Here is a 16,650-nt window from a genome sequence, read left to right as displayed (position 1 = left end):
AAAGAGTGATCACTTAATGATGAGACTAATGGTAGCGGGAAATCAAAAAAGAACCTGAGTAATTTATCAGGTTCTTCTATATTGCATATAAACAGACACGATGATATAATCAGTCTGCGTCTTTTTTTAAAATGTATAGACATAAATATCGTATCTTACATTTTAAATGTACCATGCCGGTGAACTCTTGTCAAATGTTTTTTTCTCAATTTAATGGTTAGGAGAGATGTTAAATGAGTTCTTTGGTTCTCGGATTTCAGGAAGTGGACAATACGCAGCTTTTGCTCGTTGGCGGAAAAGGGCTCCATTTAGGGGAATTATCAAAAATAGAAGGAATACAAGTGCCTGAAGGATTTTGTGTTACAACAGCGGGATATCAAAAAACCATCGCACAAAATGAAACGTATCATGCTTTGCTCAATCAGTTAACTATGCTAAAAGTAGAAGATCGGGATCAAATTGGTGAAATCAGCCGGAAGATTCGACAACTCATTATGGAAGCAGAAATTCCTTCCGATGTTGTGAAAGCAGTAACTCAATATCTCTCCCAGCTTGGTGATAAGCTTGGCTATGCAGTGCGTTCTAGCGCGACTGCCGAAGATTTGCCGCATGCCTCTTTTGCGGGTCAACAAGACACCTATTTAAATATAATCGGCAAAAAAGCCATCCTGCAGCATATCAGCAAATGTTGGGCTTCGCTATTTACTGAACGCGCGGTAATCTACCGTATGCAGAATGGATTTGATCACAGTCAAGTTTATTTATCCGTGATCGTTCAAAGGATGGTATTCCCGCAGGCTTCAGGGATATTGTTCACCGCTGATCCGATTAGCAATAACAGGAAGCTGCTATCCATCGATGCCAGTTTTGGACTCGGAGAAGCACTGGTTTCTGGTCTGGTCTCTCCCGATTGTTATAAAGTACAGGAAGAGGAAATCGTCGATAAGATCATATCAACCAAACAATTGGCTATCTATGGACTACCAGAAGGCGGCACTGAAACCCGGCAGCTCGATCCCGATCAGCAAAAGGCTCAAACACTTACTGAACAACAAATTTTACAGCTGGCACGGATCGGAAGACAAATCGAAGCTTATTTTGGCTGTCCACAAGACATCGAATGGTGTCTGGACCATGATACCTTTTATATCGTCCAGAGCCGGCCAATCACTACTTTATTCCCGATTCCTGAAGCAAATGATCAAGAGAATCACGTTTACGTATCTGTCGGCCATCAACAAATGATGACTGATCCCATGAAACCATTGGGACTGTCTTTTCATCTGTTAATTACTCCTGCACCTATGCGAAAAGCTGGTGGAAGGTTGTTTGTTGATATCACACCTAATCTGGCTTCACCTGATAGCAGAGAAAATTTATTAAATGCCATGGGACAACACGATCCGCTCATAAAAGACGCAGTTATGACCATAGTAGAGCGAGGAGATTTTATAAAATCGTTACCAAATGATAAAAAAGAACAGAGTATTGGTAAAAGCAATAAAGGTATGTCGTCTGCGGGGTTTCAAGCACCAATCGAAAACGACCCGACCATCGTTTCAGATTTGATTAAGCGTAGTCAGACATCGATAGAAGAGTTGAAACAAAACATCCGAACAAAATCAGGATCGGATTTGTTTGATTTTATCCTGGAAGATATCCCGCAATTAAAGAAGATCTTATTTGACCCACAAAGTACGGCTGTGTTTATGACTGCTATGGATGCTTCAGCATGGATCAATGAAAAAATGTACGAGTGGTTAGGTGAAAAAAACGCAGCAGATACGCTTTCCCAATCTGTACCAAACAACATTACTTCGGAAATGGGTCTAGCGCTATTGGATGTCGCAGATGTGATTCGTCCTTACCCGGAAGTCATTGATTATTTACAACATGTAAAAGATGATAATTTTTTGGATGAACTGGTTAAGTTTGATGGTGGACAGGAAACTCAAAACGCTATCTATACTTATCTGGGCAAATACGGAATGCGATGTGCCGGTGAAATCGATATTTCGAGAACTCGTTGGAGTGAAAAACCAATTACACTCGTCCCCATGATTCTTGGTAATATCAAAAACTTTGAGCTTAATGCTAGCCATCGAAAATTTGAGCAAGGGCAACAGGAAGCTCGGGCTAAAGAACAAGAGTTATTAGAAAGATTGAAGCAATTACCGGATGGTGAACAAAAAGCCAAAGAAACCAAACGAATGATCGACCTGATCCGAAATTTCATTGGATACCGGGAATATCCAAAATACGGCATGGTTAACCGCTACCTTGTTTATAAGCAGGCTTTACTGAAAGAAGCGGGACAACTCGTACAAGCGGGCGTCATTCATGAAAAGGAAGATATATTCTATCTCACTTTTGAAGAACTTCGCGAAGTCGTACGCACAAACAAACTGGAATATCAGATCATTAGCAAACGAAAAGACGAATACAAATTTTATGAAAAACTAACTCCACCACGTGTGATCACGTCGGACGGGGAAATCATTTCGGGTGAGTACAAACGAGAAAATCTGCCAGCCGAAGCTATTGCAGGTTTAGCTGTTTCTTCCGGAGTTATAGAGGGGCGGGCACGTGTCATCTTAAACATGGAAGAAGCTGATCTGGAAGATGGAGATATATTAGTCACCGCATTTACTGACCCTAGCTGGACACCATTATTTGTATCCATAAAAGGTCTAGTCACCGAAGTAGGCGGACTGATGACCCATGGAGCTGTTATTGCACGTGAATATGGCTTGCCGGCAGTTGTCGGAGTGGAGAAGGCTACCAAACTGATAAAAGATGGGCAACAAATTCGCGTGCATGGAACAGAAGGGTATATCGAAATATTGTAATGGCTTGAATGTATATGGCGACAGAGAGAGGATCAACCCAGAACCTCGAAATCGAAATCATCGTGCAATCTGCGCAGGCGGTAAGCGTTCATGGCGAATTCACGCAGCTCCTCAAGAATGGTGTAATTCGCCCATGCGCCTGCGACAGCACCGATTCCAGGCACCATCTGCAGCATTTTCCGGAAGTCAATGGCGTCACGATACTCGATCTGAAATGTCTCCCAGTTCATATTCCGGGAGTATTCGGCATCGGAGACCCACTGTTCCTTTTCAATATGCCAATGCATGATGGAATAGAGCAACCTGGCGCGGTTTTCCGGCCCCGAAAACGTCATTTGAAATACCTTGAGAATGAATACCCGCTCGGAGAAGTGATTGGTGTCATAACCGTAAACATGCGCTAGCTCGAACAAAAATTTCATTTTGATCGCAATTAAAGCTGGAAAGTCTACCATACTAAGCATAATGCCGCCAGCTCCCGTTCCAGCGCCTTCGGCAACCGCTATTTTTTGGTATAAGGCAAACAACTCTTTCGCTTCCTTATCGGCAGACTCCAGACCCAGAGTGCTCTGCACCGGACGGCGGGGCGTATATTCCGCACCGAACAATGCCGTACGCACGATTGATCGTATGGTGGTCGTAATGATGTTATGCACCTTCGGGGGAATTAAATGATTTATTCGATTGCCGATTGTTTTCGATGTTTTCTCCAGCCATCCCGGCGGTTTGAACATTTTTTGTTCCCAGTTGGCAACTTCCCTTTGTACTTTATGTTCGTAATTCATGATCAATCGCTCCTCCAAAAGACATAGCCATATTGTAACGAATATCTCCGTGATTCGGAACAGACCGCGGTAGGTAGCAGACCTCGACTAAAGTCCAGCATCACATACAGGATAGATAAGAAGGAACTGTTCAACTCAAAGGCCATTAAAGGTTTCTTTGGCCATAGTATCGAACATTTTCATAATCACAAATACAGCTGGATTGAAAAATCCGAACTTCAATGCTTACAAAGTTGTCAGGGGGATTACAATAAATGAAACCATCAATACAAAAAATTCGCGATTTAACTTTAGTACGAAGAGCGGGGAGCCGCTTATTGGTCATAGGCTGTGACTCCAGCGCAAGTATCGGGAACAAGCCAATGGATGCTGTGCAGACTCCACCGGATGTAGTCGGCTATTATACAGCCAGAGTTGCGGTTATGGAAGTTCTGTCAGTGGGCGCGGACATTCTTACCGTAGTGGATACCCTAGCTGTGGAAAAGTATCCGACAGGGAGCGAAATTATCCGCGGGGTACAAAGGCTGCTGGACGAAGCTGGACTCACGGAGGCTCATTTGAACGGCAGCACGGAAGAAAATTTCAAATCGTGCCAGACCGGCGTAGGGATTACCGTAATCGGGGAAACCGATGAGGAACGGCTGAAGCTGATGAGGTCGGTTGCCGGAGACTGTGTGGTTATGCTGGGAGAACCGCTGATCGGGAGCGCAGTATTGGAACAAGAGGCAAGAGTATGCAGTATCCGGCAGCTGCAGTCACTTGTAGCCTCGCCTGAGGTGCATGAGATTCATCCGGTCGGCTCTAAGGGGGCCGGGTATGAAGCAGGACTTCTGGCAGAGCTGAACGGCTGCATTTTTCAGGCAGTTCCAGGGATCACAGAAAAGCTGAATGCCTCAGGAGGCCCGTCGACGGCGGTGATTTTTTCAGCGGCAGAGGAAAAGCTTGAACACCTCCAATCCGAAATTGGCGGCGAGATGGATATTATCGGTCGTTTGCTCGATAAAGCAATGTAGATTTTTCTTTAGTACAAGCACATTATAAATAGCTCAATTGGAGGAGTCTGTATGCCATATTGTAAAGTCAAGAATGCCCATATATATTACGAGGAAATTGGTAAAGGCAAACCGATTATAATGATCCATGGTTTTACACCAGACCACCGTTTAATGAGTGGGTGCATGGAACCGATATTTCAAGATAATTCCGATTGGCGTCGTATCTATCTTGACCTGCCCGGAATGGGACAAACGAAGGATTACGATCAAATATGTAATTCAGATGATATGCTGGAAGCAGTTATAAATTTTATTGAAACTCTTGTCCCAAACCAAGATTATCTCATAGCAGGCGAATCATACGGTGGATATATTACAAGAGGAATAATTAATAGACATAAAGATCGTATTGGTGGAGCTGCACTGATTTGTCCATTAATTATTCCTGAACACAAAAGAAGAATACTTCCCGAGCATTTTGTTGTTCATTCTGATCGCGAGTTTATGGACACCTTAAGTGAAGAGCAAATAAGTGATTTTAGCGCAAATCAAGTCGTTCTCAATGAATATAATTGGAAAAGGTATTCTGAAGAGATAGTGGCAGGTTGTAGAATCGCTGACTACGATTTTCTTAGCAAGATTCAAAGAAACTATGGATTTTCCACCAATATCGATGAATTAGTTTTCGATAAACCAACAGTATTTACTCTTGGGCGGCAAGATGCAGTCGTTGGTTACATAGATGCCTTTAGAATTTTAGACAATTATCCTAGAGCAACCTTTGCCGTTCTAGACCGAGCAGGCCATAATCTTCAGATTGAACAGGCTCTATTATTTGAGTCGCTTATGCGTGAATGGCTTGAAAGAGTAACAGAGTTTGGATTTTAGTTGTATATTAATCCGCTGAACTAACATTAGCTTGTCAATGGAAGAAATAAATCTCCTTTCCCCTGCGATTACTCCCCATCTAAATTAGAGCGGCTTATTGAAAACAGAAAGTAGCTTTGTTACTGTTACTGATATACAAGCTGGGAAGGAAGGTACATTATGTCATCAACAACTCAAGTGTTTAAAGCAACAGAGCCTCATGTGAAGATCATCGGGCGGACCCACTACTATAACGAAGTACTGTGGCTGGCTCTCTCAGGCGTCGGTGTGGAATTTTCATTCCATGGCAGAAAAGCGGAGATTACTTTAAAAGGTGATGCTGTCGCCTCAACCGGTAATAACTTAGCTCGAATTGGCATTAGCGTAAACGGGAAACGGGTAATTGACGATCAACTGGACACACCGATTAAAACGTATACTGTATTTGAAAGCGACACTGTGCAGGATATAACGGTAACGATTATTAAACTATCAGAGGCTGCGATGTCAACAGTTGGGATTCAAGAGATCGCTGTCGATGCTGCGGATGGCATTAAGCCAACCCCGCCAAAATTACATACAATTGAATTCATCGGCGATTCCATTACCTGCGGCTACGGCGTTGATGATGAACACGAGCTGCATTCTTTTTCCACGGCTACGGAAGATGTCACAAAAACCTATGCCTACCTGACAGCTCAGCAGCTTCAGGCTGACTACAGCATGGTTTCATACAGCGGATACGGCATCATTACAGGCTACACGGAAAATGATCAAAAACTTACCTCTCATCTTATCCCGGATTACTATGAAAAAGTGGGCAAATCTGAAGGGGAATTTAATGGTACACTGTTGCCGCAAGAGGTATTCTGGGATTTCAACAAGTTTGTGCCTGATCTGATTGTCATTAACCTCGGAACAAACGATGATTCCTTTACCAAAGAGGAAGCCAGTAAGCAAGCTGAATACGCCCGGGAGTATATTGAATTTCTAAAAATGGTCAGACGAAACAATCCTTATGCCCAAATTCTGTGTACGCTGGGGATTATGGGGGATAGACTATATCCCTATGTCGAACAAGCTGTTAGCGGGTATAGCAGGGAAACTGGCGACAATAATATTACCGCAATGAAATTTGACGAGCAGCTGGCAGCTGACGGTTACGCCGCCGACTTCCATCCGTCTCAAGCTACTCATAGTAAAGCGGCGAATAAACTGACTGCTCAAATCAAAGAGCTTATGAAGTGGTGAAATATGTAAAACATTAGTCCCCTAAGAAAACGATACTTTTAGCGGGGTCGTATATTTCCTTTAATTGTTTTACGTCGGATCTTGGAGGTGAACCAAACATACGGGAATATTCACGGCTGAATTGGGAAGAACTCTCATAACCGACCCGGAAAGCAACTTCAGCAGCTTCTGCAGATTCAGAGAGCAATACTCGCCGCGCCTCCTGTAATCTTAATTGCTTCTGAAATTGAATGGGACTCATACCTGTCACTTCCTTAAAGTTACGATGGAAAGAAGAGAGGCTCATACTCGCCGTTTCGGCAAGCTCTTCAACAGTCATAGATTGATTGAAATTTGTAGTGATGTGATCAATTACTTCTCTGATTCGATAGGTATTGCTGCCTTCCATTGCTATTTGACCTAGTGTAACACCGTAAGGCCCCTTCAGAAGGGTATAAAGAATTTCCTTTGTAAATAGTGGAGCTAGGTACGGGATGTCCTCTGGCCGGTTCAGCAATTCAATGAGTCTTAGCGTCGCATCCATTAAGGAATGCTCCATCTGACCTACAAACAGGGCACGCTTTGCATTGTCATTTGGCACCGTGCGAACGTTAGCCTCGTTGATAACCTCTAAAATCTGGTCATGTGTAAATTCTAATTTAATGCTCAGATAAGGTGTTTCAGAGGAAGCTCTAATGATCTGGCCGACTACAGGCAAATTCATGGAAGCAATCAAATAATCTGCTGATCCGTATTCAAATCGTTCTTGAGCCAAGAGCACCTCTTTTAACCCTTGAGCAATAACGCAATAAGAAGGTTTATACACCCTGTATGCAGGTTCAGATACTTCGGAGTATCGGATTATAGACAGATTGGGTATAGCTGTCTCAAACACTCCATCTTTCGGTGAAAATTGCTCGATGAGCTTTGCCAGTTTTTTTTGTTGATTAAGGATTTCGTCCGACATGATGATTCCTCCAATTTTCTTTTCTCGATTATAAACCAAACGAAACAAGAGCAGATGCAATTACGCAATCAGCTCTTGTTTTAGTATCTTTAGATTGTCAGATATCTAATTTACGGTTACCAATCCATTTGACCATTTCAGGATCGCGGTGGGAGAAGAATAAGCTCTCTTTCGTGTCTAACGCCATAATCGCATTCATATCTTCTTCGCTTAATTGGAAGTCAAAGATACTGAAATTTTCGACCATTCTTTCTTTGCGAACCGATTTCGGAATGACTACAACCTCTCTTTGGGTTAACCAGCGTAAAACGACCTGAGCAACAGATTTATTATACTTTTCAGCGATGGATACCAATAGCTCATTCTGGAACAGGTTATTCCTTCCTTCAGCAAAAGGCGCCCATGACTCGATTTGTACCTTGTTCTCCTTCATAAATTCTTCACTTTCGATTTGCTGATTGAAAGGATGCGTTTCAACCTGATTAACGGCAGGAACGACTTCATTATGAATAATTAGATCAATTAGGCGGTCCATATGAAAGTTACTTACGCCAATTGCACGGACCTTTCCTTCACGGTACAATTCCTCCATCGCGCGCCAGGAGCCATACACATCACCAAACGGCTGATGAATCAAATACAAATCCAAATAATCCAGTTGTAATCTATTCAGTGAATTCTCAAACGCTTTCTTCGTGCGCTCATAACCAGTATCCTGGACCCAAAGCTTCGTAGTGATAAATAACTCATCTCTTGCAATGCCGCTCCGTTTGATCGCTCTGCCAACGGCTTCTTCATTCAGATAGGAGGCAGCGGTATCAATCAGCCGGTAACCACTTGTGATAGCGTCATAAACGCTTTGTTCACACTGGCTTTGATCAGCAATCTGATACACACCGAAACCGAGCACTGGCATTTCTACCCCATTGTTCAAAATTACTTTTTGCATAAAATATCCTCCAGAAGTTTAGAATTGTAGTTTCTCAATCGGCAACGCTTATCCGTTACATACTTATTATGCTCCAGATGATAAAGAAATCGTTATATCATTCATGCCATATCATTGCCTAATCCTCTTAATCATCTCATTTAATAGCTCCGTACAGCCAAGCAATAGTCTATGAGGAAGCCGCTGGTGAGCGGCCTGCCGGTTTCGTTCGTTGATACAAGGGAACCCTTTGTATACTTGTGATTCCGGTGATCTAATATTGTATTATATAAATCGGGATGGAGAAATTCCATCCCGATTTTTGCAATTTAATATAGAGGGACTTCCGTTATAACATATCAATAGATGTGGTATTTCCGTGAGATTTTAAAATAAATCGTGCATCACCCTCATATGAACTTCCATTCATAATTGTTACTATAACGGTGTAGCAAGACAATACAGATTAAATTAGGAGGGTTAAAGATGTTGAAATGGAAGCGTTCTCTTACAGTCTTGGCCATGGCAGCCTTGCTGGGAACGATGGCGGCATGCGGCGGCGGGGCAAAAAACAATGCAGAAACTTCTGCAGAGCCTGCTAGCACAAATACTGCCGAAAAGGGTGCACCAAGCAATGAACCTGTTAAGCTACGAATTATGTGGTGGGGTTCCCAGCCACGCCACGAGGCAACCCTGGCTGCGCTGGACTTGTACACAAAGAACAACCCCAATGTTACGTTTGAGCCGGAGTATTCCGGTATGGATGGATATTTGGACAAATTATCGACTCAAGCTGCGGCTAGTAACGCACCAGATATCATTCAGCTTGATCCGGGCTGGACGCCGGACTGGATGTCACGTAACCAATTGGCTGAGCTGGCTCCTGAGGTCGATGTAAGTAAATTTGATGAGAAATTGCTGGCCGGAGGTCAACTTGACGGTAAGCAATATGCTGTTCCTCTGGGTTCGGTAGCGTTCGGTATGGTTTATGACAAAGCCGCTATAGATAAGCTCGGGATTGCGAATCCGACTAATGGCTGGACTTGGGATGATTTCTTCGCTTTAGCCAAGGAATCCAAATCCAAACTGCCAAGCGGACAATATTTTACCTTGGACTATGCCGGTAACTACTTTATGTATTCGGCCTACCAATACGCCAAAGGTAAAGGTCAGGTTATCACTGATGATGGTCACTTCAACGTAGATCAAGCTGCCTACTTGGAATGGACCAAGAAATTTGAAGAGCTGCGGAAGGAAGGATTGGTTCCTCCGGCGGATGTAAACGCATCCGACAAGGAAAATGATCCGCAAATGGACTTGATGGCAGCTGGCAAAGTTTTATTCCGGTATAGCTTTTCTAATAACCTGGGGACTTGGGACAGCATCAAACCAGGTGCTTACGCACTTGTAACCATGCCGCGTGCAGAAGAAGCAGGCGGATGGCTGAAACCATCCATGTACCTGTCCGTCTCCAAAAACTCCAAGCATGCTGAAGAAGCTAAAAAATTCATCAATTGGTTTGTGAATGATCAGGAGGCAGGTAAGATTCTGCAAACATTCCGCGGTCTGCCGGCTAACAAGGATATTTCCACTTCCCTGGAAGCAAACATGAGCGATCTGGATAAGGTTGGACTAGAGCTCCTCCGTGCTACTGAAAAGGATGGTCAGACCTGGTCGGCTGGAGCAGGAGGCTGGACGAATTTTATTGACAAAGACTGGGTGCTTGTCCGGGATCAGCTTAGTTTTGGAAAAGTCACACCGGAGAAAGCCTTTGAACAGTTGAAAGAAGCAGCACAATCTTACGAGAAATAATTCAAGGGCGAAGCCCGGAACAAGCCTTGTTCCGGGCCTTGATTTTAATTTCGCTGCAGACGGCTACCCCGAACATTTACGACTATACTGGTGGTTGAACATTCAAAAAGATCAAGTGGAGTTTGAGGCATAGGGAGGAGTATACATGAGTAATTCTGTGTTGTATCACCCCGGAGACGGGTATCTGGCCTGGCTGCAGTACCGCCGGATCACTGCGGGGGCAAATATTGATCAATATGCGGCATACAATCATCTTGTTGTGACTGAGCAGGATGATGTTGTTATTCGTTCTGCAGTGAACGAGCTGACTCAAGGCATGGAGGGAATCACAGGGAGAAAAGTTTCCATCTCCGGGATAACAGAGACAACTCCCAGTATCATTATAGGAACCTTCGGAACTGGCTTAGCGATAGATAAATCATTCAGCACCGGTGTAAGCGATGCAGTTAAAGCAGAGGGTTATGCGCTTCAAACGGACAGCATTACCGGTAATATTGCCATCGGAGCAGCTACTCCCGCAGGTGTATTATATGGAGTGTTCCATCTGCTGCGAATCATGGGTACAGGGGGCTCTGTGCAGAATTTGAATATTCTAGAGAACCCTGTCAATCAGCTGCGCATGATCAACCAGTGGGATAATATGGACGGGAGTGTGGAACGGGGGTATGCCGGGGAATCAATTTTTTATGAAGCTAACCGGGTAACAAGCAATCTTCAGCGTATCCAGGATTATGCCCGCCTGCTAGCCTCCAGCGGAATCAATGCGATCGCCATCAATAATGTGAATGTCCACCGGGTGGAGAGCAGACTGCTAACAGAATTCCTGCCGGATGTGGCGAAGCTGGCAGCTATTTTCCGCAGTTATGCCATCAAGCTGTTTCTGAGTATCAATTATGCTAGTACCATAGAGAACGGCGGTCTCTCATCGGCAGATCCGCTGGATTCAGACGTCCGAGAATGGTGGAGGACCGCAGCGTCGGAAATATATGAAGAAATTCCTGATTTTGGAGGATTTCTGGTAAAGGCTGATTCGGAGAACCGGCCGGGACCGTTCACCTATGGAAGAGATCACGCCGACGGGGCCAATATGCTGGCTGAAGCGCTGAAGCCGCATGGCGGAATTGTAATCTGGCGATGCTTTGTATATAACTGCAAGCAGGATTGGCGCGACCGTACCACGGATCGGGCGCGGGCAGCCTATGATCATTTCCAGCTGCTGGATGGACGATTCATGGACAATGTCATTTTGCAGGTGAAGAATGGACCGATTGACTTTCAGGTGAGAGAGCCAGTCTCACCGCTGCTAGGTGCTATGCCGAAGACGAATCAGGTAATTGAATTTCAGATTGCCCAGGAGTATACCGGCCAGCAGCGTCATGTATGCTACCTGATACCCCAGTGGAAAAAGATAATGGACTTCGATACGCAGCTCCAAGGAGAAGGAACTACTATCCAGCGCATTGTGGAAGGAGATGTTCACGGCAATCCTTACAGCGGCTTTGCAGCCGTCTCCAACATTGGTAATGACACCAATTGGACGGGCCATCTGCTGGCACAGGCTAATTTGTATGGTTACGGCCGTCTGGCCTGGAATCCGGAGATGTCTGCCGAGGAAATTGCTATGGAATGGATTACGCTCACCTTTGGCACCAATGAGCTGCTGGTTCAGACTATACTAGACATCCTTATGAACTCCTGGGAGATTTATGAATCGTATACAGCGCCGCTGGGCGTTGGGTTTATGGTCAATCCTGACCATCACTACGGCCCTAATGTGGATGGATATGAATATTCAATGTGGGGTACTTATCACTTCGCAGACTGTTATGGTATGGGTGTGGACCGCACTACAGCAACAGGAACCGGGTATACCTCCCAATATGCCCGTATTAACATGGAACTGTACGAGTCGCCCGAGAGCTGCCCGGATGAACTGCTGCTTTTCTTCCACCATGTCCCATATACCCATGTGCTTCATTCTGGCAAAACTGTGATTCAGCATATTTATGACACACATTTTGAAGGCGCGGAGCGGGCAGCTGGATTGTTAAATGCCTGGAAGCTAGTGAAGGGACAAGTGGATGAACAGGCGTACCAGCATGTAGCAGACCGTCTTGCGGAGCAGGCTGAGCATGCTAAGGAGTGGCGGGATAGAATCAATACGTACTTCCTCCGGAAGAGCGGCATTGCTGACCAATGGGGAAGAACCATATATTAATGATTCATGTAAATGGGGAGCGGTGAATACCGCTTCTTTTTTTATCGTTATATTTTGAAAGAATTCGAGCATTCCCCTCCTTTAGCGGATGATAAGCGGATTATATACTTAAAGTATAAAAATTAACCACAAGAGGTGACCACAGATGAACCGTTCCACAGCCACTATAGCCCACTCTGCTGCGAAGACGAAAAAAAGCTCATACTTTCGAAGCAGATGGAACGCCCCGCTTGCAGGCTATTTGTTTATTTCGCCCTGGCTGATTGGGTTTCTAACGCTTACGGCGTATCCGTTATTCTTGTCACTGTACTATTCGTTCACCGACTACACTTTGATGCAGCCGATGAAGTGGATCGGTACCCGCAATTATGAGCGTATCTTTACAGCGGATCCCAAATTCATTCAATCCGCTAAGGTAACCTTCACTTATGTGCTGGCTTCCGTACCTTTGAAGCTTATAGCGGCTCTCTTTGTCGCTATGATACTCAGCAAGGCGGTAAAAGGAATAAGCTTCTACCGCACGGCGATCTATTTCCCGTCACTTATCGGAGGGAGTATCGGGGTATCGCTGCTCTGGCGCAACATTTTTGGTGTAGACGGGGTCTTTAACAAACTGATTGGCGTCTTCGGTTTTGAAGGAAAGGGCTGGATTACAAGTCCCGATACGGCACTTGGCACGCTGATTCTGCTGACGGTCTGGCAATTCGGCTCCACCATGGTTATTTTTCTGGCCGGCCTGAAGCAAATTCCTAATGATCTGTACGAGGCGTCTTCTGTGGATGGGGCCAATAAAGTAACTCAATTCTTCAAAATCACACTGCCGATGCTTTCACCGATTCTTTACTTCAACCTGATTATGGCAGTTATTGGAGCCTTCCAAATGTTCACTTCCGCATTTGTGATTACGAACGGCGGGCCGATGAACTCCACTTATGTGTATGCGATGTACTTGTATGAACGGGCATTCAGCCGTTACGAGCTGGGGTATGCTTCAGCACTTGCCTGGATTATGCTGGTCGGAATTATTGCAGCCACTGTACTGATCTCTTACACCTCGAAGTATTGGGTATTCTATGAAACAGACACTGGAGGGAAAAAACGTAAATGACAACACTAAAATTGAAGCCTGCGTTTCGCCATCTGTTCATGATACTCTTCAGTTTCATTATGGTTTACCCGGTTCTCTGGTGGATCGGTGCTTCACTGAAACACAGTACAGAGCTTGGCTCGCCGTCGATTTTCCCAGCTGTCCCGCAATGGAGCAACTTCACAAAAGGCTGGAGTTCGGTTCCCGGACACACGTTTACGGATTTCTATCTTAATACCTTCGGACTTGAATTTGCCGTAATCGTCGCAACGCTGTTATCCTGCACACTGGTTGCCTTCGGTTTTGCGAGATTGGATTTTCCGTTGAAGAATTTCTGGTTCTCCATCCTGATGCTGACCTTAATGATGCCTGGACAAGTGCTGATCATCCCTCAATACGCATTGTTCTACCAGCTTGGCTGGGTGAATACGTATCTCCCGTTTATTGTCCCCCATTTGCTTGCCGGTGGGGCAGGCGGAAGTTTCTTCGTCTTCCTTCTGATTCAATTTATACGCGGTGTTCCAAGAGAACTTGATGAATCGGCCAAAATTGACGGGTGTTCCTGGTTCGGTATCTTTTGGAGGGTTGTTATGCCTCTCGCCTTTCCTGCAATTGTTACGGTGACAATTTTCTGCTTCCTGTGGAATTGGGACGATTTCCTGGGTCATCTCCTGTACATCAACAGCGTGGACAAGTATACTGTTGGACTCGCACTGCGTATGATCAATGACTCGCAATCAGCGGCGGAGTGGGGTCAACTGCTTGCCATGTCACTAGTGTCAATTCTTCCAGCAACTATTGTCTTCATGTTCCTTCAGAAGTATTTCATTGAAGGGATTGCAACAACGGGAATAAAAGGATAAGATGCAAGTGGAAACGGCTTTGCCGTCCTCAAAAGGACGGTATCTGTTTCAGCGAGAAATAGAAGGATAATTTATAGCGTGAAACATATAAATTCTTATCTTTTTAAAAAACATCAGTCCGTTAACGGTAAAGCTTCGAATACCCTTCGCAGCTTTACCGTTTATTGTGTCTGAACCGGAGTTGAAGGAAGGTAGAGCGTTTGATCAATCCTTATAAAAAATATAGAATTGACCGTCTGTTCTTTCATAGCTTTGCCATAGTGCTTATTGTGGTAATTGGTGTTACCGCATGGACAAGCTACAGCAATTCTTCAAAGGCATTGGTACAGACCACCTCGCATTACCAGCAACAGCTGCTTGATGAGCTGAATAATGAAATTACGACCAGGTTGGTCATGATCGAACAGATTTCACTGTCCAGCTCCCGTGACAGCGAGCTGATCAACTTTCTTCTGAACAGGCAGGATGAATTTGAGAGGTATCGCAGGCGTGCGGGTGTTGAAAGCGCACTCGCGAATTTGACCTATGCCATTCCTTTGATTCAAGGAATTGACCTGTATATGGATAATCCTATCCTGAGTGAGCGGCAAAACTACATTCAGTTCCGGAACCTTGCGGATCTTAACAAGCAGGAAGGGGCCGAATGTCTGGCGAAGAGCGATTTCTGCTGGTCCAAAGAGTATAATTACCCCAGTGCGCAAGGCGATATCCCTGTTCTTAGCTTTTTCAGAAAAATAGTCTACGAGAATGACTATCTCGGAGTCCTTAAGGTCCACATCAAAGCCAACGAAATACGAAAACTATTAAAAGGCAATTCCGACGGATCAAACCGGATCATGGCAAGCAGCGAAGGCCAGCAAATTATGAAAATAGGCGATGCGCTGGACCAGAACGACTGGTCCCAGTGGATTGATCTGAAAAGTAACAAATCCGGGTATGTCCATATTCCGGCAAATGATGAATCGCGTGATACACTGCTCGTCTACTCCAGAATGGATAATTCCATCTGGACACTAATTGAATTTACGTCTTGGAAACAGATCACGGCAAGCAGCCTGAAGCTGGCAGAATGGATCGGTTTAATTGGTATTGCTGCAGTGCTGTTGGTACTGCTCTTGACCCACTTTTTAAGCAAGCAATTTACCAAGCCGATCAAAAAGCTCGTAACTGCGATGCGACTGTATTCCGTAGGAGGCGACAATGTAGAACTTCCGGTGGATTATGAGAATGAATTCGGTTATTTATTTTCCGGTTACCGGAAGCAGAACGAACGGATTGAAGAACTGTATCTCTCTCTGGAGCGCCGTTATGATCAGCAACGGAAAGCTGAAATTGAGGCGCTTCAGGCTAATATCAATCCACACTTCCTATATAATATGCTGGATCAACTCAACTGGATGGCGATTGAGGCCGGACAAAACGAACTTAGCCGCATTTTGGAGCTGATGGGCCGTATGTTTCGGATCGGCCTGTCCAACGGCAACAGCTTTATCACAATAGCAGATGAACTGCTGCATATAAAGTGTTATCTGGAAATCCAGCAGCTACGCTGGGGAGAAGGGCTTGAATACAGGATTGAGGCAGCGTCTGAGCTACAGGAGTTATACATTCCGAAGCTTACACTACAGCCGTTCGTGGAGAATTCTATCGTTCATGGATTCAACAAACAGAAAAGCGGCTATGTGTCTATCGTAATGGAGAAAATGGGAGATACTCTGCATATTGTAATCGAGGATAATGGTGCCGGACTCAAGCAGCCTGAAGACAGGTCCCATAACCGTCATACAGGAGGCTACGGTATACGCAATGTGAGAGAGAGAATTTCCGGTTACTTCGGGGAGAGTTATGGAATTGCACTTGGAGAACGTGAAGAAGGTGGAACAAGAGTGGAAATAACGCTCCCGCTGCTGACAGATCCTCTAACCAAAAAGGACTGATCCCTAATAGATAGCTCCATGGTCAATATACAAAAGCACATATTATTTCGGTAAGCGCTTCCGTTGACATGAGAAGCAGCCGTGCTTTCGTACTTAAGGAGTTAAGGAGGTA

General features: G+C 44.8%; 12 protein-coding genes. 9 read left to right on the top strand and 3 right to left on the bottom strand.

All coding sequences use genetic code 11. From position 1 onward, the window contains the following. Positions 1-233: 233 nt before the first annotated feature. Positions 234-2,849: a phosphoenolpyruvate synthase gene (gene ppsA / locus NYE29_RS26685; protein WP_340898166.1), complete on the top strand. Its 2,616-nt coding sequence runs from the start codon at positions 234-236 to the stop codon at positions 2,847-2,849. A 32-nt stretch (positions 2,850-2,881) separates the two neighbouring features. Here the strand turns inward: ppsA and NYE29_RS26680 are convergent, their stop codons facing one another. Beyond that, positions 2,882-3,634: an EcsC family protein gene (locus tag NYE29_RS26680; RefSeq protein ID WP_340898165.1), complete on the bottom strand. Its 753-nt coding sequence runs from the start codon at positions 3,632-3,634 to the stop codon at positions 2,882-2,884. 254 nt (positions 3,635-3,888) lie between these two features. Between NYE29_RS26680 and NYE29_RS26675 the strand changes: the two genes are divergently transcribed. From NYE29_RS26675 to NYE29_RS26665, 3 genes are all read left to right on the top strand, one after another. Further along, entirely contained in the window at positions 3,889-4,647 is a 759-nt protein-coding gene (locus NYE29_RS26675) for an AIR synthase related protein (RefSeq protein ID WP_340898163.1), read from the top strand. Between the two features lie 51 nt (positions 4,648-4,698). After that, a complete protein-coding gene (locus NYE29_RS26670) occupies positions 4,699-5,517 on the top strand; it encodes an alpha/beta fold hydrolase (protein WP_340898161.1) in 819 nt (272 codons plus the stop codon). A gap of 159 nt (positions 5,518-5,676) precedes the next feature. Continuing rightward, positions 5,677-6,747 carry an SGNH/GDSL hydrolase family protein gene (locus NYE29_RS26665; protein WP_340898159.1) on the top strand — a complete coding sequence of 357 codons (1,071 nt, stop codon included), beginning with the start codon at positions 5,677-5,679 and terminating at the stop codon, positions 6,745-6,747. Positions 6,748-6,760: 13 nt separating this feature from the next. On the opposite strand, the gene NYE29_RS26660 is transcribed toward NYE29_RS26665, so the two are convergent. Further along, positions 6,761-7,693 (bottom strand): AraC family transcriptional regulator, encoded by a 933-nt coding sequence (locus NYE29_RS26660; protein WP_340898158.1) that lies wholly within the window; start codon positions 7,691-7,693, stop codon positions 6,761-6,763. A 97-nt stretch (positions 7,694-7,790) separates the two neighbouring features. Then, positions 7,791-8,642, bottom strand: a complete 852-nt coding sequence (locus NYE29_RS26655; protein WP_340898157.1) for an aldo/keto reductase — start codon at positions 8,640-8,642, stop codon at positions 7,791-7,793. Positions 8,643-9,107: 465 nt separating this feature from the next. Here NYE29_RS26655 and NYE29_RS26650 point away from each other — a divergent pair, with 465 nt between their 5' ends. From NYE29_RS26650 to NYE29_RS26630, 5 genes are all read left to right on the top strand, one after another. Then, positions 9,108-10,433 (top strand): ABC transporter substrate-binding protein, encoded by a 1,326-nt coding sequence (locus NYE29_RS26650; protein ID WP_340898155.1) that lies wholly within the window; start codon positions 9,108-9,110, stop codon positions 10,431-10,433. Between the two features lie 145 nt (positions 10,434-10,578). Beyond that, positions 10,579-12,651, top strand: coding sequence for an alpha-glucuronidase family glycosyl hydrolase (locus NYE29_RS26645; protein WP_340898152.1), 2,073 nt, complete (start codon positions 10,579-10,581; stop codon positions 12,649-12,651). A gap of 145 nt (positions 12,652-12,796) precedes the next feature. After that, positions 12,797-13,759 (top strand): carbohydrate ABC transporter permease, encoded by a 963-nt coding sequence (locus NYE29_RS26640; RefSeq protein ID WP_340898150.1) that lies wholly within the window; start codon positions 12,797-12,799, stop codon positions 13,757-13,759. Further along, entirely contained in the window at positions 13,756-14,601 is an 846-nt protein-coding gene (locus tag NYE29_RS26635; RefSeq protein ID WP_340898149.1) for a carbohydrate ABC transporter permease, read from the top strand. The genes NYE29_RS26640 and NYE29_RS26635 overlap by 4 nt, the downstream gene beginning before the upstream one ends. Before the next feature lie 200 nt (positions 14,602-14,801). Then, entirely contained in the window at positions 14,802-16,538 is a 1,737-nt protein-coding gene (locus tag NYE29_RS26630) for a sensor histidine kinase (RefSeq protein ID WP_340898148.1), read from the top strand. Positions 16,539-16,650: the final 112 nt, after the last annotated feature.

The organism is Paenibacillus sp. FSL M7-1046 (genome assembly GCF_038007405.1).
Taxonomy (GTDB): Bacteria; Bacillota; Bacilli; order Paenibacillales; family Paenibacillaceae; genus Paenibacillus_AQ.
This window is presented reverse-complemented; position numbering and strand designations above follow the sequence as displayed.

Excerpts from the sequence above, each read along its gene's own strand:
- NYE29_RS26645 (WP_340898152.1), top strand. The coding sequence starts at position 10,579 with ATGAGTAATTCTGTGTTGTATCACCCCGGAGACGGGTATCTGGCCTGG.
- NYE29_RS26660 (WP_340898158.1), bottom strand. The coding sequence starts at position 7,693 with ATGTCGGACGAAATCCTTAATCAACAAAAAAAACTGGCAAAGCTCATC.
- NYE29_RS26680 (WP_340898165.1), bottom strand. The coding sequence starts at position 3,634 with ATGAATTACGAACATAAAGTACAAAGGGAAGTTGCCAACTGGGAACAA.
- NYE29_RS26635 (WP_340898149.1), top strand. The coding sequence starts at position 13,756 with ATGACAACACTAAAATTGAAGCCTGCGTTTCGCCATCTGTTCATGATA.
- NYE29_RS26675 (WP_340898163.1), top strand. The coding sequence starts at position 3,889 with ATGAAACCATCAATACAAAAAATTCGCGATTTAACTTTAGTACGAAGA.
- NYE29_RS26670 (WP_340898161.1), top strand. The coding sequence starts at position 4,699 with ATGCCATATTGTAAAGTCAAGAATGCCCATATATATTACGAGGAAATT.
- NYE29_RS26655 (WP_340898157.1), bottom strand. The coding sequence starts at position 8,642 with ATGCAAAAAGTAATTTTGAACAATGGGGTAGAAATGCCAGTGCTCGGT.
- NYE29_RS26650 (WP_340898155.1), top strand. The coding sequence starts at position 9,108 with ATGTTGAAATGGAAGCGTTCTCTTACAGTCTTGGCCATGGCAGCCTTG.
- ppsA (WP_340898166.1), top strand. The coding sequence starts at position 234 with ATGAGTTCTTTGGTTCTCGGATTTCAGGAAGTGGACAATACGCAGCTT.
- NYE29_RS26665 (WP_340898159.1), top strand. The coding sequence starts at position 5,677 with ATGTCATCAACAACTCAAGTGTTTAAAGCAACAGAGCCTCATGTGAAG.
- NYE29_RS26640 (WP_340898150.1), top strand. The coding sequence starts at position 12,797 with ATGAACCGTTCCACAGCCACTATAGCCCACTCTGCTGCGAAGACGAAA.